Raw genomic sequence first — 19,470 nt, 5'->3', positions numbered from 1 at the left:
GGGGAGTGAATAGATGTCGAATGACAAGCGTCATGATCGTCGTGAATTCTTGCGCCTGCTGGGCGCGTCGGCCGCTACGGCCGCGCTGACTCAGAGCATCGAGCGGGCGCATGCGATTCCGGCCTTCAACCGTCAAGGCACCATCGAGGACGTCAAGCACATCGTGGTTCTCATGCAGGAGAACCGGGCGTTCGATCATTATTTCGGCAGCATGCGCGGCGTCCGCGGCTTCAACGATCCGCGTGCGGTGAAGCTGCCGAACGGCAATCCGGTCTGGCAGCAGCCGAACGGCAACACCAGCGTGATGCCGTTCCGCGTCGACAATGCGGCCAACACTTACGTCGAAGACGTGGCCCACGGCTGGAACGACGGCCAGAGGGCCTGGAATCACGGCAACTATGACCAGTGGCTCCCGAACAAGGGGACCACGACCATGACCTATATGAACCGTCAGGATCTGCCCTGGCACTACGCGCTGGCTGATGCCTTCACCGTCTGCGATTCGTATTTCTGCTCGGTGATGGGGCCGACCGATCCGAACCGCTATTACATGTGGACCGGCTGGGACGGCAATGACGGCAAGAACGGCGGCCCGGTCATCACCAACGCGGAAGCCGGCTACGATTGGTCGACCTTCCCTGAACTGTTGGAAAAGGCTGGGATCTCCTGGAAGATCTATCAGGATATCGGCGTCGGCCTGACCGCTTCCGGCTATTGGGGCTGGACCGAAAATCCCTGGATCGGCAATTACGGCGACAACTCGCTGCTCTATTTCCACCAGTACCAGAACTCGCAGCCCGGCAGCCCGCTCTATGAGAAGGCGCTGCGCGGCACCAACATCGCCAATGGCGGCAACTTCGAGAACCTGTTCGACATTCTGCGCAACGATGTCAGGAACGGCACGCTGCCGCAGGTGTCGTGGATCGCGGCGCCGGAAGCCTTCAGCGAGCACCCGAACTGGCTGCCCGGCCCCGGAGCCTGGTACGTGTCGAAGGTGCTGGACATCCTGACCTCCAATCCGGAGCTCTGGAGCAAGACCGTTCTGCTGATCAATTATGACGAGGGCGGCGGCTTCTTCGACCACGTGGTCGGGCCTTATCCGGCGCCGTCCAAGGCGTATGGCCAGTCGACGGTGGACACCAGCACCGATCTGTTCGCCGGCGACGGCAGTCATGTCCCGGGTCCGTACGGGCTTGGCGTCCGCGTGCCGATGCTGGCCGTCTCGCCTTGGTCGCGCGGCGGCTTCGTCTGCTCGCAAGTGTTCGACCACACTTCGGTGATCCAGTTCATCGAGAAACGCTTCCATCGCACGGCGCCCGGCCTGTTCGAGAAGAACGTCCCGGCATGGCGTCGCGCGGTCTGCGGCGACCTCACCTCGGCCTTCAACTTCCGTTCGCCGAACGAAGGTTTGCCGCCGCTGCCGCCGACGGTTGCGCCGCCCGCCAGCGACGTCACCACCGGCACCCGCTATGATAACTATCATCCGGTCCCGCCGGCCAAGCAGGTGATGCCGGTGCAGGAGCAGGGCGTCCGTCCCGCCCGGCCGCTGCCCTATAATCTTCAGGTCGACGGCTCTGCCAATCTCGCGCAGAAGAGGTTCGCGATCCGCTTCGCCAATCCGGGCGATGCCGGCGTCTGCTTCCACGTGCGTTCGGGTAACAGCAATCTGGGTCCGTGGAGCTACACGGTCGAGCAGGACAAGTCGCTGAACGATGTCTGGGATCTTGCCGGCACTGCCGGTCAGTATGATCTCTCGGTCTATGGGCCGAACGGCTTCTTCCGCAGCTTCAAGGGCGGCGGCTTGGGGGCCAATGTCGCCAACGTCGACATCGATTCGTTGGATTTCTCCAATGAGGACGCCGACAATGACGTGTACGGTCTCGGCCTGATCCTGACCAACAAGGGCGCGATCTGCACCGTGACGCTCGTCGACAACTACACCGGCAGGAGCCGGACGCGCCGGCTCCGCCATGGCGAGAAGTTCGAGACCATGGTCCATGTGCACAACAACAACGGCTGGTACGACCTGACGGTGACAACCGATACCGATGCCGGCTTCAGGTGGCAGCTCGCCGGTCACGTCGAGAACGGCCGGAGCACGACCAGCGATCCCGCGATGGGCAAGATCGCGGCGACCTGACATTTGGTTCGGCAGCCATCGAGGAACGCCCGGGCGGAAGTCCGGGCGTTCCGCTTTTTGAAACTGACGCTGCCGATCCTACCCGGCAATCGTCCGCGTCCAGCATGCGGACGCGTTCGGTTGGCGCGGCAGGTGCCGGATCGCAGTTGCCTGTCGTGTGCGGCTCACGGAATTTCCAGCACGCGAGATAACGGCGCCATCGGCCGAGGCGACAGTGGCCGAGAGGCAGCGGCTCTTGCGCTTCGCCGTTAAATATCGCGAGACATTCTGAAGCAGGCGCACAGCTTGCGTCGCAGCAGGACTTGTCAACGCGGTTTCGTTCCCGCAGTATGACCGCAATTGTGCCGTGCGAGAGGCACCAATGCCAAGCGATCATGTCAGTGAGGAAACGAAGAAGATGCTGAAGATGACGAGGGTCATCGCCTTGACCCTGCCGATGCTGTGTGGAACCGCCTACGCGGAGGATACGGTCAAGATCGGCTATATCGATCCGCTCTCCGGTGGCGGTGCCAGCGTTGGCGAAGGCGGACTGAAGACGTTCCAGTTTCTCGCCGACGAGATCAACGCCAAGGGCGGCATCCTCGGCCGCAAGGTCGAGATCCTGCCGCTCGACAACAAGACCAACCCACAGGAAAGCCTGGTCCAGGCGCAGAAGGCGATCGACGCCGGTGCCCACTACATCACCCAGGGCAACGGCTCCTCGGTCGGCGCGGCGCTGGAGGATTTCGTCGCCAAGAACAACACGCGAAATCCCGGCAAGGAAGTGCTCTACTTCAACTATGCCGCGGTCGATCCGAGCATGACCAACGAGAAGTGCAGCTTCTGGCATTTCCGTTGGGATGCGAACTCCGACATCAAGATGGAAGCGCTCACCAACTACATGAAGGGCATTCCGTCCATCAAGAAGGTCTATTTGATCAACCAGGACTATTCGTTCGGTCAGTCGGTCCGCACCGAGGCGCGCAAGATGTTGGCCGCCAAGCGCCCCGACGTCCAGATCGTCGGCGACGAGCTGCATCCGCTGCTCAAGATCACCGACTTTTCGCCCTACATCGCCAAGATCAAGGCGTCCGGCGCCGACAGCGTCGTGTCCGGCAATTGGGGCCAGGACATCGCGCTGCTGCTCAAGGCCGCGGCCGATGCGGGCCTCAAGGTCAACTGGTACACCTACTATGCCGGCGGCGCCGGCGGCCCGACCGCGATCAAGCAGACGGGGCTCGACCATCAGGTGTTCCAAATCACCGAAGGCTTTGCGAACTCGGGCGATCAGGCCGCGATGGATTTCGAAAAGGCATTCCGCGCCAAGACCGGCCTGTCGCTGTGGTATCCGCGCGCAGTCAACGAGATGCGCATGTTCAAGGCTGCGGCCGAAAAGGCCAATTCGCTCGACCCGGTGAAGGTCGCGGCCGCGCTCGAGGACATGAAGTTCGACGTTCTCGATGGCGGCAGCGGCGTGATGCGCAAGGACGACCATCAGTTCTTCCAGCCGATCTACATCTCCTCCTTCGGCAGCCGCAGCGAGAAGGAGCCGTTCGACGAGGAGAATACCGGCTGGGGCTGGCGCCTAGTGGCGAAGGTCGACACGCCGCAGACGATGTTGCCCACCACCTGCAAGATGGCGCGGCCCTGATGCGTGCCCGGCGCCTGTTCCGGATGGCCGGAGCAGGCGCCGAGATTTGCGCCGCCGTCCTGCCCGCGGGGCCGGGCGGGGCCGCTTTCAATTCTGCTGCTCCGCGCTTAGCGGAGCGAATGCTTATGGATGAATCGTGCTCGAGCTGATCGTGATTTCGACGCTCAACGGCGTCCTGTTTGGGATGCTGTTGTTCCTGTTGTCCAGCGGGCTGACTGTGATCTTCAGCATGATGGGCGTCTTGAACTTCGCCCATGCCAGCTTCTACATGCTGGGCGCATTCTTCGGTTATCAGCTCACGGTCTGGATCGGCTTCTGGCCGGCCCTGGTGCTCGCGCCTTTGCTGGTGGGCGCGGTCGGCATGGCGGTCGAGCGCTACGGCCTGCGCAACGCCCATAAGCATGGCCACGTCGCGGAATTGCTGCTGACCTTCGGTCTTGCCTTCGCCATCGAGGAAATCGTCTCGATGATCTGGGGCAAGAGTCCGGTGGATTATCGCGTGCCGGCGGCACTAGATTTCCCGGCGTTTACGATCTTCTCCACCAACTATCCCGCCTACAAGCTCTTCATGCTCGCGGTCTCGATCGCGATCTTCGTCGCACTCCTGGTCGTGCTCAAGCGCACCCGGGTCGGGCTGATCGTGCAGGCGGCGTTGACGCATCCCCACATGGTCGGGCATCTCGGCCACAATGTCGGGCGTGTCTTCATGCTGGTGTTCGGGGTCGGCAGCGCATTGGCCGGGCTGGCCGGCGTCATTGCCGGGCCGGCGCTGGTGACGCAATCGGACATGGCGGCCTTGCTGGGGCCGATCCTGTTCGTCGTCATCGTGTTCGGCGGCCTCGGCTCGCTGCCCGGCGCCTTCATCGCCTCGCTCTTCATCGGGCTGGTGCAGACCTTTGCGGTCGCGCTCAACGGCTCGCTCTCGAGCGCGTTCGGGCCGCTCGATCCGGGCGTCGGCCCCTCGGTCCTCACCGACATCTGGAATGTCACGATCGCTCAGATCGCCCCGGTCCTGCCCTATGTGCTGTTGGTGGTGATCCTGATCGTGCGTCCCATGGGCCTGCTCGGAACCCGCGAAACATGACCTCGACCGTGACCTCAGCTCCGCCCATCGCCGCAACCCCATCCACCCAGAGCCTGCGCTTCTATGGCATCTGGGTGATCGGCGGCCTCGCGCTCGTCGTGCTGCCGCTGATCTTCTCCTCGGGCGGCTCGCTCACCTCCTTCAGCCTGATCGGCATCGCGATCATCTTCGCGCTGTCCTACAACATCCTGCTCGGCGAGACCGGGCTGTTGTCGTTCGGCCATGCCGTGCATTACGGGCTCGGCGCCTTCGCTGCCGTCCACGTCATGAATGCGGTCACCAGCTATGGCTGGCCGATCCCGCTGCCGCTGATTCCGCTGGCCGGCGGGCTTGGCGGGCTCTGCTTTGCGCTTCTGATCGGCTGGGTGATGACGCGGCGCGCCGGCACCGTGTTTGCGATGATCTCGCTCGGCATCGGCGAATTGGTCGCATCGTCCTCGCTGATTCTGCGCAGCGTGTTCGGGGGCGAATCCGGCATCACCACCGATCGCACGGCGCTGCCGCATGTGTTCGGCTGGAGTTTCGGGCCGCAGATCCAGGTCTACTATCTCATCGCCGCCTGGCTGTTGATCTCGGCGATCGCGATGTATGCGCTGACGCGCACGCCGCTCGGCCGCATCTGCAATGCGGTGCGCGACAATCCCGGCCGCGTCGAGTTCATCGGCTACGATCCGCACGTCGTGCGCTATCTCGCCTTCGGCTTTGCCGGGTTCTTCGCCGGCATTGCCGGTAGCCTTGCCGCCATCAATTTCGAGATCGCGAACTCCGCCTATCTCGGCGCGGTGCAGTCGGGCCTGGTGCTGTTTGCGACCTTCATCGGCGGCACCTCCTATTTCTTCGGTCCGATCGTCGGCGCCATTCTCGTGACCTACCTGCAGCTTGGGCTGACCAACCTCACCAGCGTGTGGCAGCTCTATTTCGGCATCATCTTCATCGGCATCGTGATGTTCGCGCCGAACGGCATCGCCGGCCTCCTGATGATGCACCGGCCGCTGATCCGGGCGCGGTCGCTTGGGCTGGTGATCCCGTCCTACCTGGTCGCGGCGCTGCCGACCCTGGCGCTCGCCTGCGGCGTCATCCTCTCGATCGAGACGGTGGCCCGCTATAGTGCGACCGCAAGCGAGGGCAGCATCATCAACCTGTTCGGCATCGCTTTCGATGCGACCAAGCCCGCGACCTGGGCGGTGGCTGCCGTCCTGGTCGTCGGCGGCGGCATTGCGGCGCGCATCACCTGGCGGCGGATTGCGGAAGCCTGGGACCGTGCCACCACTGTTGCCCGTGACCGGGGGGTTCTCGCGTGACCGCAGCCATCGAAGTCCGTGCCGTCGAAAAGCGCTTCGGCAATGTCAGCATCATCCACGACCTCAATCTGAGCGTCGCGCAAGGCGAGCGGCACGCCATCATCGGCCCCAACGGCGCCGGCAAGTCCACGACGTTCAACCTGATCAGCGGCTACATCAAGCCGACCTCGGGCGAGATCCGGCTGAACGGCGACCTCATCTCCGGCCTGCGGCCGTTCGAGATCAACCGGCGCGGCCTGTCGCGTTCGTTCCAGGTCACCAACGTCTTCGCGCGCATGACCGTGTGGGAGAACGTCCGCTGCGCCGTGCTGTGGGCCACCGGCCATCGCTACGCGTTCTGGAAGAATGTCGACGATCTGCCGGAGGTGCGCCAGCGAACCGCCGAGATCCTGGAGGACATTCATCTGAGCCATCGCCGCGACGTGCCGGCGGGCCTTTTGACCTATGCCGAGCAGCGCGAACTGGAGATCGGCATCACCATCGCCGGCGGCGCCAATGTCATCATCCTGGACGAGCCGACCGCGGGCATGAGCCATGCCGAGACCGAGCGCGCGGTGGCGCTGATCCGCCGGCTCACGGAAGGGCGCACGCTCGTCATCGTCGAGCACGACATGAGCGTGGTGTTCGGCCTGGCCGACCGCATCTCGGTCCTGGTCTATGGCCGCATCATCGCCTCCGGCACGCCGGAGGAGATCCGCGGCAATCCCAAGGTCAAGGAAGCCTATCTCGGGCAGGAGGCGAACTGATGCTCGAGGTCAGGGACCTGCACGCCTATTACGGCAAGAGCCACATCCTGCAGGGCGTCGACATGTCGATTGCGGCCGGCGAGGTCGTGAGCCTGCTCGGCCGCAACGGCGTCGGCCGCTCCACCACGGTGAAGGCGATCATGGGCGAGGTGCCGCCGCAGGGCACCATCCGCTTCAAGGGCAAGGATATCGCGGGCCTGCCGAGCTACAAGATCGCGCGGCTCGGGCTCGGCTACGTGCCGGAGCATCGCGACATCTTCCCCGGGCTCACGGTGCGGCAGAATCTCCTGCTCGGCATCAAGGACACCCGCCGTCCCGGCAAGTGGCGGTTGGAGCAGATGCTGGAGATGTTTCCCAATCTCGCGGCGCGCGCCGACACCGCGGCCGGCGTGTTGTCCGGCGGCGAAAAGCAGATGCTGACGACCTGCCGGACGCTGATGGGCGACCCCGACCTGATCATGATCGACGAGCCGACCGAAGGCTTGGCGCCGCTGATCGTGCAGCAGGTCGGCGATCTGATCGCGCATATCGCCAAGGCGGGCGTGGCGATCCTCCTGGTCGAGCAGAAGCTGTCGATCGCGCTGCGGATCTCGCACCGGGTCTACATCATGGGCCACGGCCGCATCGTGTTCGAAGGCACGCCCGAGGCGCTCCGCGCCAACGATGCCGTCCGCAAGGAGTGGCTGGAGGTCTAGCAGGCTGCTGAGAAACTCTCGCTGCTGCGCGGGCTGCCGCTGCAATCACCTCCACCCGATCCGCTCGGACCGGCAACCGATGGAGCAATCCGCTGGTTTGTCGGCCTGGCGATGGAAGTGCCGGTCAGCAAGAATCGCGACCGGTTCGCTTGACATGCCCGGCGACCCGCGCAACTGGCTGGTGTTCGTGGAACGCCAGCCTGGCCTGAGCCACCCTGCCGGCTGCGCGAGTTCGCTAAACTTGTCGCTCACTCAGCAGTAGGACACCACCATGAGCATTCGCGTCGGCATTGTCGGGATCAGCGGTTTTGGCGGCGGCGAGGCGATGCGCTTGGTCGCGAGCCATCCGTCTTTCGAGCTAGTCTACGCCGCGGGCGAGGGCAGCGCCGGCAGCCGGTTGGTGGACCGCTTCCCCGGTGTGCCGGCCAAGCTGGCCGAGCTGGTGATCGAGAAGTGGGACCCTGCGAGCCTGCCGAAGCTCGACGTGCTGTTCGCGTCGCTGCCCACGGGCGCCTCGGCCGAGGCGCTGGCGCGCGTCCCCAAGGACGTGAAGATCGTCGACATTGGCGGCGACCACCGCTACGTCGAGGGTTGGGCGTATGGCCTGGCCGACGTCTGGCCAGCCCAGATCGAGGGCCAGATCCGCGTTGCCAACCCCGGCTGCTTCCCCGCGGCGACGCTGAACGCGCTGGCGCCGCTGCTGGTCAACAAGTTGATCGAGCCTGGCAACATCGTGATCGACGTCAAGACCGGCATCTCCGGTGCCGGCCGGGGCGGCGGCGACAGCAGGTTCGGCTACGCCGAGAGCAACGAGAACTTGCAGCCCTACGGTTTGCTCAAGCACGTCCACATGCCCGAGATCGCCAAGACGATCGAGCGGCTGAGCGGCGGCAGCGCGGCCGGGCTGGTGTTCACGCCACATTTGGTGCCGATGACCCGCGGCGTCCTCGCCACCATTTACTGCCGCGGCAGCGCCACCACGGGCCAGTGCCTGGACGCGGCCCGGCGCTTCTACGCCGGGCGGGCGTTCGTCCGCGTGACCGACAAGCCGCCGCAGACCAAATGGGCCACCGGCTCGAACCTCGCCTTCGTCAGCTATGCGGCGGATCCAGAGCGCAACTTGGTGATCGCGATGGGCGTGGTCGACAATCTCGGCAAGGGAGCGGCCGGTCAGGCGGTGCAGAATGCGAACCTGATCTGCGGCCTGCCAGAAACCGCGGGACTGGACGGTGCCCCTGTCTGGCCATGAAATTTTGCGGTCATGAAGCGCCTCGCTTCACCCACGCCTGTAGCGCCTGGCGGCGCATGTGAAAGCATGGTCCGCCGCAAATTTGCGGCGGCTGTCTTGTGGCCGCTTATTGCGCCTCTGAAAGAGATGAGATCATGATGCGATTTCTTGTCCTCGCATCATGATCTAAGAGCCGCAGCCTTGTTCGGCCGGCATCTCCTCGGCGTTGGGATCGGCCGGCGCGGTGGCCCAGGCGAGCTCGACCAGCGTCACGGTGCGCCGTCCGGCGCCGTCGAGCTGGCAGACGATGAGGCCCTGGTCCTCCATGTAGGTCAGCAGGCGCTGGGCGCGGCGCAGCGAATGCGAGCCATAGGCCCGTGCGATCGCGGCATCGCTCGGGCACGGCCGGCCTTCTTTCGCCGCACGCGCGATCATCATGAACACGCCCTGCATGTCCTCCGGCAGCAGCGAGGCGCGCAGCGAGACGTCCTGCCAGGCCTCGTCCTCCGCCACGTCGGCGCCGAGGCCGGCGCGGGCGCGCGCCAGCATGCGGCGGAAGTCGCTCAAGTCGGGCACGTCGGTGCCGAGACCCTCGATGCGGCAGCGGACCACGAACTCCTGATACAGCACGCCGACGGCGCGAAAGCCCGCCTCGGGCTCCGCGAGCAGCGCGACCAGGACGCGGTCGACGCGCGCGCGCCGCTCGGCGATCTCCTCGGCGCTGAGCGGCTGAATGGCCGGCTCAGGCGCCGCCTCCAGCGCGGCTGATTTCGCCGCCATCAGCTGCTCCAGCAGGTCGGGCGCCGGCGTGCGGCGCTGCGGCCGGGTGGTGTCCGGCGGCGGCGCGGCCAGGATGATGGCGCGTGCGTCTTCGAGGCTCGCTTCCGGCAGCGGCAACAGCCGCGGCGTCGCATTGCGCGGCTTGGTCTCGGTCGCACCGATGCGCAGGGCCAGCGGCCGGCGCGAGAGGGCAGGGCCGAGCGCCATGAAGTGCCCGCGCTCGAGGTCGCGAAAGGCCTCCGCCTGCCGCCGCTCCATGCCGAGCAGATCGGCCGCGCGCGCCATGTCGATGTCGAGGAAGGTGCGCCCCATCAGGAAGTTCGAGGCTTCCGCAGCGACGTTCTTGGCGAGCTTCGCCAGCCGCTGCGTGGCGATCACGCCGGCGAGCCCGCGCTTGCGGCCGCGGCACATCAGGTTGGTCATCGCCGACAGCGACTGTTTGCGCGCTTCGTCCGAGACTTCGCCGGCCACCGCCGGGGCGAACAGCTGCGCCTCGTCCACCACCACCAGCATCGGATACCAATGGTCGCGCCCGACATCGAACAGCCCGTTCAGGAACGCAGCCGCGCGCCGCATCTGGTTCTCGGCGTCCAGCCCTTCGAGATTGAGCACGGTGGAGACGCGATGGATGCGCGCGCGTTCGCCCGCGACTTCCAGGCCGCGCTCGGTCTGCTCCTCGCCATCGATGACGAGATGGCCGAACCGTTCCGCCAGCGTGACGAAATCGCCCTCGGGATCGATGATCGTCTGCTGCACCCAGGGTGCGCTCTGCTCCAACAGGCGCCGCAGCAGATGCGACTTGCCGGAGCCCGAATTGCCTTGCACCAGCAGGCGCGTCGCCAGCAGTTCCTCGAGGTCGACAGACGCAGGGCCCCCTGCCATCGTCTGCCCCATCTCGATCGCTACCGTCATGTGCCCCGACTCAAGACCAGCCTCGAAGAGAGAGGCGGTTAGCAAGCCGCAGCCGCCGCGTCGAGCGGCGAGGGCGGGTTGTCCCGCGTTCCACATGCGGGTGTGGATTCTTTGATCGATCGGGACGGCGCGCCCGATCACTCCACCGCGGCCGGGCGGGCGAACGAGGTGAAATAGGCCACCCTTGTCTCCTCCGCGGCCCGCCAGATGCGGCGGATGTGCAGCAGGTCCTTGCGCGCAACCAGCCCGACGAGCTGCATCGTGGCGGGATCGACGATCGGCACCCGGCCGACGCCCTCGGCCGCCATGCGATCGGCGAGCTGGGACACGGTCTCGTCTGCATATCCCAAGATCATGGCATCGCCCGACAAGCGATCGGCGAGGGTGACCTCGCCGGCGGGCGCTTCCGTGCGCCAGCGCAGGATGTCGGCCCGGCTCACCATGCCGACGATGCGGCCGTCCTCGGTCCGGATCGGATAGGATTTGTGGCGCGGCTCCTCGGTCGAGAAGAAATCGATCGCCTCTTCCAGGCGCATCTCGGCCGGAAGCGTGTCGACATCGCGCACCATGACGTCGCCGGCGCGCAGCAGCTCGAACGGATCGATGGCGTATTCACGCACGATGTGCTGGCCGCGCCGCGCGATCTTCTCGGTCAGGATCGATCGCTTGAGCATCAGGACGGTGATGGCGTAGCTCGTGCCGGTCGCGATCAGCAACGGCATGAGCAAAGAGAGATTGCCGGTCAGCTCGACCGCGAACAGCACGCCGGTCAAGGGCGAGCGCATGGTGCCGCCCATCATGGCGGCCATGCCGACCAGCGCCCAGGCGCTGGCATCGCCGGGCAGGTATTGCCCTTCGAGCCAGCCCAGGCATCCGCCGAAGATGAGCAGGGGCGCCAATACGCCACCGGAGGTGCCGGAGGCCAGCGCGACGATCCAGATCGTCGATTTGACGATGAGGATGAGCGCGACCTCCTTGGCCGTCACATGGTTTGCGAGCAGGTCGCCGATCACGTCATAGCCGACCGCCAGCGCCCTCGGCTCGATCAGACCGCCGAGCCCGACGGCAAGCCCGCCGAGCGCCGGCCACCACATCCAGTGGATCGGCAGCGCGCCGAACAGATCCTCGGCCTTGTAGAGCAGCCCGGTCAGCAGGCCCGATTGCAGGCCGGCGACGAGACCCACGCCGACGCAGATCAGCGGGACCCAGCCTGAGAGGTTCAGACTCCCGGAAAATGCGAACAACGGCCCGGAGCCGAGCACGTAAGGACGCAACACGGCCGAGAGTGCGCATGCCGTGAGCACCGGAATCAGGCTGCGCGGCTTCCATTCGAACAGCAGCAGCTCGACCGCCAGCAGCACGGCGGCGATGGGCGTGCCGAAAATCGCGGTCATGCCGGCGGTCGCGCCGGCCACCAGCAAGGTCTTGCGTTCGTTGGCGCTGAGGCTGAAGCACTGTGCAAACAGCGAGCCGATGGCGCCGCCCGTCATGATGATCGGCCCCTCGGCGCCGAACGGCCCGCCCGAGCCGATCGAGATGGCGGAGGAGAGCGGCTTCAGGACGGCCACCTTCGGCGACATGCGGCTCTCGCCGATCAGGATCGCTTCGCCCCGTCATGGTGCTGTGAGTTCGCGAACGGGTGTGTCTGCTGTTCGGAGCATCGTTCACGGCTAGCCGAAGTAACGCCGATGCAGGTGCGACAAAGCAACGCAAGCTGCAGTGTGACGCGGAGGGGACTAACCCGCGCGTTGATCGCTGCAATCCCTGAGCTCCCTGCGCGGGCTCTCTTGCAGTCGTGCGCGAGGGCGCGTAATCAGAACATTTGAGGTTGCAATTTCAATCACGGATTTTTTTTTGATGCGTGATAGTCCGGTCGGGATCAGCGATCTGCAGATCATTTTCCACGATGACGACGAGACTCCGTTCGAGTTCGTCGTCGATCTCCTTCGTTCCGTCTTTGGGCGCTCGGAGATCGAGGCTGCTGCTTTTGCAGCGAGCGTCGGTCAGTTCGGCAGAGCGGTGTGCGGCACCTATCCCGCGGCTGTCGCCGAAGCGATGCTGCAGGCGGCCCGGCAGCGAATTGAGGCGGCACGCCATCCGTTGCTGGTGACCACGATGGCTTTCGGCGCAACGGCTGAAGATGACGAGCCTCGCTGCGCGCTGTGTGGCGGCAGCGGTGAGGCGCAGCAGGATTCCTTCAAGGGAGAGCGTGGTTTCATTTGTGCGCCGTGCGCTCTGGCTGCCAGCACGCATCTGTCCCATGCCTTGCCAAGCGGGAAGTTCAAATATGCTCACGAAGCGATCGCCTGGCATTTTGCCGGACGGCAGCAGGATGAGATCGTCACGACATCGCGACAGTTTCCAGGGCATATGCGCGCCGACGTCCAGATCGCGTTCGACAAACTGTTTTCGGCGTCGCGGCTGCGCTTCTTCGGGCTCTATGACCAGTATCGCTATGAGACGCTCGGCTACGCGACCTTGATGAAGGAGAACCAGTATCCGGTCGCGATCGCGGCGGCGCAATTTCAGGAGGTCGATGTCGGCGAGGATGCGCCGATCAGGTGCCTCAACAATGGCTTGTGGTTGGGCCGCGAGGACGATTGCCCCTACGCGGTCGTGCTGTCGTTCCACCGCGAATACAGCCGGGAGCTCGGCATCTGCGTCGAAATCGCCGTTCCGGTCGGAGAGGACGGCCTCGATCTGGTGCAACGTTGTTTCGCAGAGCTGGAGGCGGCGATTGCGGCGGCGCGATCGTATCGCGGCAAGGTGCTGTCGCTCGAAGGCGAGACCAATTACCGCGGCCGTGCCAAGGGCATCCTGGTTCACCGGCTGCCGCAGGTCCGGCGCGAAGAGGTGGTTCTGCCCACGCAGACATTAAATCTGCTCGATCGCAACGTAATCAGCTTCGTCGAGAGCCGGGACGCATTGCGAAAGCTCGGGCAGTCGACGCGCAAGGGCATTCTGCTGTATGGACCGCCGGGCACCGGCAAGACGCATACGATCCGCTACCTTGCGGCTAACCTTCCCGGTCACACGACGCTGATCATCACGGCCGATCAGATGGGGCTTCTGTCGCATTACATGGCGCTGGCGCGTCTGTTGCAGCCGGCCATGGTGGTGATCGAGGACGTGGATCTGATTGCCCGGAATCGCGAGTCCATGAACGGCGGATGCGAGGAAACCTTGCTCAATGCACTGCTCAACGAAATGGATGGGCTCAAGGACAACGCCGATATCCTGTTCGTGCTGACGACCAATCGGCCGGAGCAACTCGAGGCCGCGCTTGCCGGACGACCCGGTCGGATCGACCAGGCCATAGAAGTGCCGCTACCTGACGAGATCGGTCGCGAGAGGCTGGTGCGCCTCTATGGCGGTGGACTGACGCTGGCGAATGCCGTTGTGGCGGAGGCCGTCGTCCGCACGGCGGGCACCAGCGCCGCCTTCATCAAGGAGCTGATGCGGAGGACCGCGCAATCGAACATCATGCGCGGCGACGGCGGACTCGTAACCTCGGAGGACCTTTCGGAGGCACTGGACGATATGCTGTTCATGGGTGGCCGGCTGAATGCGACGCTGCTCGGGGGAGCGGACGGCAGGCCGCGAGCCTCGCGCGAGGCTTAGGACGAACCCGTCATGCCGCTCTCAGCCGTCCATATCGAGAACTACCGCTCGGTGCGTCATCTCTGGCTGCCCGTCGAGCAGCTGACCATCTTCGTCGGCGCCAACGGCGTCGGTAAGACCAACCTGTACAAAGCGCTGGCGCTGCTGCGCGCCGCCGCCGAGGGCAACATCACGCGTGCCATTGCAGAGGAGGGGGGCCTCGAATCCGTGCTCTGGGCCGGCCGGCGCAGGCATGGCAAGCCGATGCGGCTGGTGCTCAAGGCGCAGTTCGACGAACTCGAATATGGCCTCGAGATCGGGCTGCCGCATTCCTATGAGATCGAACTCGGCCTGTCGCAGCCCACCGAGGCAGCGTTCGGGCTGGAGCCACTGGTCAAGACCGAGCGCGTCGTCGTTCGCCATGGCCGCCGCGACGCCGTGATGATGGAGCGCAAGGGGCCGATGGTCATGCTGCGCAACGACAACGGCGAACGGGAAACTCACAAATCCGCGGTGCTGGCGTCGGAAACCGCGCTCGCCTCCTTCCGCGACGCGGCCCGCTATCCGGAACTCGAAGCGATCAGGCGCGAGATGCTGGAATGGCGACTCTATCACGATTTCCGCACCGACGCCGCCTCGCTGATCCGCCAGCCGTGCCATGCCATCACCACGCCGACGCTTTCAGCCGATGGACGTGATCTCGCGGCGGTGCTGGCGACCTTGTCGGTCATTCGCCAGGACACGACCGACCTCGATGCCGCGATCGATGATGCCTTCCCTAGGGCGAGGCTTCGTGCATGGGCCAAAGGCAGCTGGTGCCGGTTCAGCCTGACCTTCCCGGACATGCCGCGGCCGTTCCAGGCTCATGAATTGTCGGACGGGACACTCAAATATCTCTGCCTGCTCGGTGCGCTGATGGGTTATCGGCTGCCGCCGCTGATCGCGCTGAACGAGCCGGAGGCGAGCCTGCACCCCTCGCTGCTCGCGCCGCTCGCCCGCCTGATCGCGCGCGCTGCAGGCCGCGCACGCATCTGGATCGTCACGCATTCCGAAGATCTCGCGCGTCATCTGCAGGAGGAGACCGGCAAGCAGGCTCGCCGCGTCATCAAGTCCACGGGCGCTACGGGGATCGAGGGGCTGAAGCTCTCGGGCGAATATACCGAAGAGGAAGAGGAGGAATGATTGCCGGCTTCAGCTCGGTTGCTGCCGCCAGCCCATTCGCGACGGCTGACGAAATGCACTATTCGCATAACAGGGCTGGTATATGCGAACGCAATGTCAGGACATCGAAGCTGCGCAAGCCGTGCGCCAAAACGCGAAGTTCGCCAGCGATTTCAACCTGACTCGGCCTGTCCAGTCCTTCTGCGAAAAATTTTTCTGTTTCGTTTTTTCAGAAATTGTGGTTCTCTATGTGCATCCCGCCTCGAGCAAGGGGCGCTTCGCGATCGTCACGAACGTTGGGTGCGGGATGCGGTGGGCGTGTCGGGCTGCAGCGTGTTCATTCACGCCGACGAACAGCGCGACGCGCACGGTCAAGCCGCGTGGTCCTGGCGCCCCGGTGCTGGCGCTAAGTTCGCGATGATGCGTTTGGCGCGTCACGGACGACAGGGGCAAGAAAGCCGGTCCCTGGGGAGAGCGCGGAGTAAGCCGTAAAGCCATCGCGCAGGGAAGGCCGGGATGTTTCGGCCAAACCTGTGGTGACTGCCGCCTGCTTTTCTTTCTGCAGGCGGGCCATGGGGGCGGCGAGCTCCCGGCCTTCCCTGCTCCCTCTCGATTTCGAGAGGAGGCAAACCGGCAGCATCACTCGGGCACACCGTGCCGCGAGAATGAAATGGCATGTTTGGAACGGTCGTCCAACAAGCTCACCGTCATTCGGGGGACGCGTTCGGTGCGACGCGATGACAACGGAGAGAGCCTCTCGACGTCGGCGCAGGCCCAGGTCAGTCAGCGGGCTTGGCTGCCGCGGGCAGCGACCGCAGCCGCGCCAGCAGTTGACGGCAATAGGCCGGCGTCAGCGCGCAGTCGTCAAACAGGATGTGATAGACGATCGGGGCCACCACGTGGTCGATCACCTCTTCGATGTCGAACGGCGGTTCGCCGCGCGCCTTCGCCCGTGCCACGATGGTTGCGAGATGCGCGCGCGTGAAGCTGCAGCATTGCGCGGGGAAGCTTTCGCCCGAGGCCGACAGCACGTCGCGCAACAGGGATTGTCCGACCGGCGAGGACATTTCCTCCGCATATTGCTCGATGAAGGCGCGCAGGTCGGTCGCGACCGCGCCGGTGTCCTCGGGATCGCAGGCCGGACGCAGCCGTTCGACCGCGACGTCCGCCAGCAAGGCGGGCAGGTCGCCCCAGCGCCGGTAGATGGTCGATGGGGTCACGCCGGCCTCGGTGGCGATCTGCGGCACCGTCAGCGCCTCGCGGTCGGTCGTCGCGCTCAGGCGCTTCACCGCCTCGTGCACGGCCGCTTGGATGCGCGCGCTGCGGCCGCCAACCCGGACACGTTCTTTGACCGCCACCATCCTGCTCCGTGCAGCCTTGCCATGCGAAAAGCGAAGCCGATCTTAAAGCAAATAATTTGCGTTAGCGTACGGGTTCACCTATCCTTAAAGCAATATATTGGCTTTAGGAGGTCCCATGCAAGGTGGTCCGGCCCCAGCGGTGACTCCAGCAGTGGAGGTATCCGCGACGCTCAAACCCGCGGCCCGGCTGTTTTCGCTGGCCGCGATGACCCCATACAGCTTTGCCGGCGCGATGCTGATCGGGGCCTGCAGCAGCGCGGTGACGCCGCTGTACCGGCTCTATCAGCAATCGATGCAGCTGACGCCGTTCTGGATCACGGTCGTCTTCGCAAGCTATGTCGTGAGTCTGCTCGCCGCGCTGCTGACCGTCGGCGGGCTGTCCGACTATGTCGGGCGACGGCCGGTCATTTTCGTGGCGCTGCTCCTGAACGCCGCGGCGATGCTGATCTTCGCCGAGGCCGGCGGTCTGTGGCAGCTTATTGCGGCGCGCATGGTCCAGGGGCTGTCGGTCGGCATCGGCACCACGGCGTTTGGCGCGGCCATCCTCGATACCAGCCGGATGCGCGGTCCGTTGCTGAACAGCGTCACCGCCTTTCTGGGTCTGACGGCCGGAGCACTCGGGACGGTGGCACTGATGATGTTCGTTCCCGATCCGCTGCATGCCGTCTATTACGTGCTGCTGGGCCTTACGCTGCTCCTGCTCCTGCTGCTCCGGTTCATGCCGGAGAGTTGCTCGCCCAAGGACGGCGCGCTGGCCTCGCTGCGTCCGCATGTGGCCGTCCCCCCGCAGTCGAAGCCGGTTCTTGCGCGGTTGACGCCGGCCAATGTGGCGGCTTGGTCGCTCGGCGGGTTCTATCTGTCGCTGATGCCGACCGTGGTCGCGACGGCGATGCACGTCAACGCGCCCTGGGTCGGCGGCCTCGTGGTCTCAGCATTGATGCTGACGGCAGCCGTTGCGGTCGCGGCGTTCCGGAACTGGCCGGCGCGCCGGCTGATCCTGAGCGGCACCAGCATGGTCCCCGTCGGAGTCGCGGTCTCGATGCTTGGGATTGGGCAGCAGCAGGTGGCGGCGCTGTTCGCCGGCACCATGATCGCGGGTGTAGGCTTCGGTGCGACGTTCTCTGGGACGCTCCGCACATTGCTGCCGACGGCTCACGCCCACGAGCGCGCCGGGCTGCTCTCGGCGTTCTACCTGCAGTCCTATCTGGCGTTTGCCATCCCCGCTGTTGCCGCCGGGCTCGCGGTGCCGTGGATCGGGCTGTCGATGGTGGCCTATGTCTATGGTGCCGTCATCATCGTGCTGACGGTGATCTCGTGGGTAGCGTCACTGCTTGTGGAGCGCTGAAGATTGGCGATGGTGGTGTAGGATGGGTTGAGCGAAGCGATACCCACCTCCATCGTGCAGATCTATCGGTGGGTTTCGCTACGCTCAACCCACCCTGCGGACCTACGATCTACGGACCTGCGATCCCTGCGTTCGTTATTGCGAGCAAAGCGAAGCAATCCAGAGTCGCAAGGAAAGTCTGGATTGCTTCGTCGCCTTCGGCGACTCGCGATGACGGCCGTAGTTGTCGCCCCGTCGAGGTCTCACACTTCTCGCCGGCTGAGGAACGCCAGCCGCTCGAACAGATGCACGTCCTGCTCGTTCTTGAGCAGTGCACCGTGCAGTGGCGGGATCAGCTTGCGTGGGTCGCGCTCGCGCAGCTGCTCCGGGCCGATGTCCTCGTTGAGAAGCAGCTTCAACCAGTCCAGCAGCTCGGAGGTCGAAGGCTTCTTCTTCAGGCCGGGAACGTCACGCACCTCGAAGAAGATGCGCAGGGCTTCCTCGACCAGGCGCTTCTTGATGTTGGGGAAGTGCACGTCGACGATGCGCTCCATCGTGGGCGCATCGGGGAACTTGATGTAGTGGAAGAAGCAGCGGCGCAGGAAGGCGTCGGGCAGCTCCTTCTCGTTGTTCGAGGTGATGATGACGATCGGGCGCAGCTTCGCCTTGATCGTCTCGCCGGTCTCGTAGACGAAGAACTCCATCCGGTCGAGCTCGAGCAGCAGGTCGTTGGGGAATTCGATGTCGGCCTTGTCGACCTCGTCGATCAGGAGGACAGGGCGTTTCTCCGCGGTGAAGGCTTCCCACAGCTTGCCGCGCTTGATGTAGTTCTTGATGTCGGAGACGCGGCTGTCGCCGAGCTGGCTGTCGCGCAGCCGCGACACCGCGTCATATTCGTAAAGGCCCTGCTGCGCCTTGGTGGTCGACTTGATATGCCAGGTGAGCAGCGGCGCACCGATCGCTTTCGCCACTTCCTCGGCCAGCACGGTCTTTCCGGTGCCCGGCTCGCCCTTCACCAGCAGCGGCCGTTCAAGCACGATCGCCGCGTTGACGGCCACTTTCAGGTCATCGGTGGCGACGTAATCCTGGGTACCGGTAAATTTCATCGAGCGTTGCCTGTCTTGTTACTTGCGTTGAGTGGCTACGCGACCGTTCCGCCGCGCGCTGTGCTGGCGGTATCGCTGCCATTGCTGACCGATTTAATCAAGCGCGCCGGATCAGCGAGAGGATCACGAGCACGATCACGGCGCCGATCGTGGCGTCGAGGATGGCCCCGAGCGTGCCGCTGGCGAGCGCAATATGCAGCGCCGGCAGCAGGTAGCTTGCGACCAGGGCGCCGATGATGCCGATCACGATATTGCCGATCAGCCCGAAGCCGGCGCCGCGCACGATCAGGCCGGCCAGCCAGCCGGCGATGGCGCCGATGATGATTGCCGCGATAAGACTCATAGGAAGCCCCCATTCAGAACTCTGTTCCGGCGATTGTAGAGCAAAAAGGCGACCGGTCC

14 protein-coding genes and 2 pseudogenes are annotated in these 19,470 nt (G+C 64.9%); 11 read left to right on the top strand and 5 right to left on the bottom strand.

The window, feature by feature from the left end; translation table 11 throughout:
- The first annotated feature begins 13 nt into the window (after positions 1–13).
- The 7 genes from QXZ85_RS05310 to argC all read left to right on the top strand — a co-directional run bounded on the left by QXZ85_RS05310 (position 14) and on the right by argC (position 8,845).
- Complete coding sequence (locus QXZ85_RS05310; protein ID WP_315765648.1) at positions 14–2,140, top strand: phosphocholine-specific phospholipase C; 2,127 nt, start codon at positions 14–16, stop codon at positions 2,138–2,140.
- A gap of 397 nt (positions 2,141–2,537) precedes the next feature.
- Positions 2,538–3,770, top strand: coding sequence for a branched-chain amino acid ABC transporter substrate-binding protein (locus QXZ85_RS05305; protein WP_315701051.1), 1,233 nt, complete (start codon positions 2,538–2,540; stop codon positions 3,768–3,770).
- Positions 3,771–3,906: 136 nt separating this feature from the next.
- On the top strand, positions 3,907–4,854 hold the full coding sequence (locus QXZ85_RS05300) for a branched-chain amino acid ABC transporter permease (protein WP_315701050.1): 948 nt from the start codon (positions 3,907–3,909) through the stop codon (positions 4,852–4,854).
- Entirely contained in the window at positions 4,851–6,155 is a 1,305-nt protein-coding gene (locus QXZ85_RS05295; RefSeq protein ID WP_315701049.1) for a branched-chain amino acid ABC transporter permease, read from the top strand. Before QXZ85_RS05300 ends, QXZ85_RS05295 begins: the two co-directional genes overlap by 4 nt.
- Positions 6,152–6,901 (top strand): ABC transporter ATP-binding protein, encoded by a 750-nt coding sequence (locus tag QXZ85_RS05290; protein WP_315701048.1) that lies wholly within the window; start codon positions 6,152–6,154, stop codon positions 6,899–6,901. The genes QXZ85_RS05295 and QXZ85_RS05290 overlap by 4 nt, the downstream gene beginning before the upstream one ends.
- Positions 6,901–7,596 carry an ABC transporter ATP-binding protein gene (locus tag QXZ85_RS05285; protein WP_315730076.1) on the top strand — a complete coding sequence of 232 codons (696 nt, stop codon included), beginning with the start codon at positions 6,901–6,903 and terminating at the stop codon, positions 7,594–7,596. The genes QXZ85_RS05290 and QXZ85_RS05285 overlap by 1 nt, the downstream gene beginning before the upstream one ends.
- Before the next feature lie 271 nt (positions 7,597–7,867).
- Positions 7,868–8,845: an N-acetyl-gamma-glutamyl-phosphate reductase gene (gene argC, locus QXZ85_RS05280; protein ID WP_316173301.1), complete on the top strand. Its 978-nt coding sequence runs from the start codon at positions 7,868–7,870 to the stop codon at positions 8,843–8,845.
- Between the two features lie 165 nt (positions 8,846–9,010).
- On the opposite strand, the gene QXZ85_RS05275 is transcribed toward argC, so the two are convergent.
- Both QXZ85_RS05275 and QXZ85_RS05270 read right to left on the bottom strand, forming a co-directional pair.
- Entirely contained in the window at positions 9,011–10,516 is a 1,506-nt protein-coding gene (locus QXZ85_RS05275) for an ATP-binding protein (protein ID WP_316165849.1), read from the bottom strand.
- A gap of 137 nt (positions 10,517–10,653) precedes the next feature.
- Positions 10,654–12,123 (bottom strand): annotated as a pseudogene (locus tag QXZ85_RS05270) (chloride channel protein); the annotation flags it as partial.
- A 250-nt stretch (positions 12,124–12,373) separates the two neighbouring features.
- On the opposite strand from QXZ85_RS05270, the pseudogene QXZ85_RS05265 reads away from it, so the two are divergent.
- The 3 genes and pseudogenes from QXZ85_RS05265 to QXZ85_RS05255 all read left to right on the top strand — a co-directional run.
- A pseudogene (locus QXZ85_RS05265) lies at positions 12,374–12,568 on the top strand (ATP-dependent Clp protease adaptor ClpS); the annotation flags it as partial.
- Between the two features lie 318 nt (positions 12,569–12,886).
- The gene (locus QXZ85_RS05260; protein WP_316173734.1) at positions 12,887–14,137 is read left to right on the top strand and encodes an ATP-binding protein; all 1,251 of its coding nucleotides are present in this window, start codon (positions 12,887–12,889) and stop codon (positions 14,135–14,137) included.
- Between the two features lie 12 nt (positions 14,138–14,149).
- On the top strand, positions 14,150–15,298 hold the full coding sequence (locus tag QXZ85_RS05255) for an AAA family ATPase (RefSeq protein WP_315701043.1): 1,149 nt from the start codon (positions 14,150–14,152) through the stop codon (positions 15,296–15,298).
- A 758-nt stretch (positions 15,299–16,056) separates the two neighbouring features.
- On the opposite strand, the gene QXZ85_RS05250 is transcribed toward QXZ85_RS05255, so the two are convergent.
- Complete coding sequence (locus QXZ85_RS05250) at positions 16,057–16,635, bottom strand: TetR/AcrR family transcriptional regulator (protein WP_316173736.1); 579 nt, start codon at positions 16,633–16,635, stop codon at positions 16,057–16,059.
- 118 nt (positions 16,636–16,753) lie between these two features.
- On the opposite strand from QXZ85_RS05250, the gene QXZ85_RS05245 reads away from it, so the two are divergent.
- Positions 16,754–17,983 carry an MFS transporter gene (locus tag QXZ85_RS05245; protein ID WP_316173303.1) on the top strand — a complete coding sequence of 410 codons (1,230 nt, stop codon included), beginning with the start codon at positions 16,754–16,756 and terminating at the stop codon, positions 17,981–17,983.
- A 242-nt stretch (positions 17,984–18,225) separates the two neighbouring features.
- On the opposite strand, the gene QXZ85_RS05240 is transcribed toward QXZ85_RS05245, so the two are convergent.
- Entirely contained in the window at positions 18,226–19,068 is an 843-nt protein-coding gene (locus QXZ85_RS05240; RefSeq protein WP_315701040.1) for a MoxR family ATPase, read from the bottom strand.
- A gap of 97 nt (positions 19,069–19,165) precedes the next feature.
- A complete protein-coding gene (locus tag QXZ85_RS05235) occupies positions 19,166–19,411 on the bottom strand; it encodes a GlsB/YeaQ/YmgE family stress response membrane protein (RefSeq protein WP_315701039.1) in 246 nt (81 codons plus the stop codon).
- Positions 19,412–19,470 lie beyond the last annotated feature (59 nt).

Origin of the sequence: Bradyrhizobium sp. SZCCHNGR1005, assembly GCF_032489995.1 — a bacterium.
Classification (GTDB): Bacteria; Pseudomonadota; Alphaproteobacteria; order Rhizobiales; family Xanthobacteraceae; genus Bradyrhizobium.
The sequence above is the reverse complement of the archived record's forward strand: the minus strand, read 5'-3'. Positions and strand labels throughout refer to the sequence as shown.

What these genes read in the sequence shown, in the direction of transcription:
- QXZ85_RS05310 (WP_315765648.1), top strand. Translation starts at nt 14, where the DNA reads ATGTCGAATGACAAGCGTCATGATCGTCGTGAATTCTTGCGCCTGCTG.
- QXZ85_RS05305 (WP_315701051.1), top strand. Translation starts at nt 2,538, where the DNA reads ATGCTGAAGATGACGAGGGTCATCGCCTTGACCCTGCCGATGCTGTGT.
- QXZ85_RS05295 (WP_315701049.1), top strand. Translation starts at nt 4,851, where the DNA reads ATGACCTCGACCGTGACCTCAGCTCCGCCCATCGCCGCAACCCCATCC.
- QXZ85_RS05285 (WP_315730076.1), top strand. Translation starts at nt 6,901, where the DNA reads ATGCTCGAGGTCAGGGACCTGCACGCCTATTACGGCAAGAGCCACATC.
- argC (WP_316173301.1), top strand. Translation starts at nt 7,868, where the DNA reads ATGAGCATTCGCGTCGGCATTGTCGGGATCAGCGGTTTTGGCGGCGGC.
- QXZ85_RS05275 (WP_316165849.1), bottom strand. Translation starts at nt 10,516, where the DNA reads ATGACGGTAGCGATCGAGATGGGGCAGACGATGGCAGGGGGCCCTGCG.
- QXZ85_RS05260 (WP_316173734.1), top strand. Translation starts at nt 12,887, where the DNA reads ATGCGCGCCGACGTCCAGATCGCGTTCGACAAACTGTTTTCGGCGTCG.
- QXZ85_RS05255 (WP_315701043.1), top strand. Translation starts at nt 14,150, where the DNA reads ATGCCGCTCTCAGCCGTCCATATCGAGAACTACCGCTCGGTGCGTCAT.
- QXZ85_RS05245 (WP_316173303.1), top strand. Translation starts at nt 16,754, where the DNA reads ATGCAAGGTGGTCCGGCCCCAGCGGTGACTCCAGCAGTGGAGGTATCC.
- QXZ85_RS05240 (WP_315701040.1), bottom strand. Translation starts at nt 19,068, where the DNA reads ATGAAATTTACCGGTACCCAGGATTACGTCGCCACCGATGACCTGAAA.
- QXZ85_RS05235 (WP_315701039.1), bottom strand. Translation starts at nt 19,411, where the DNA reads ATGAGTCTTATCGCGGCAATCATCATCGGCGCCATCGCCGGCTGGCTG.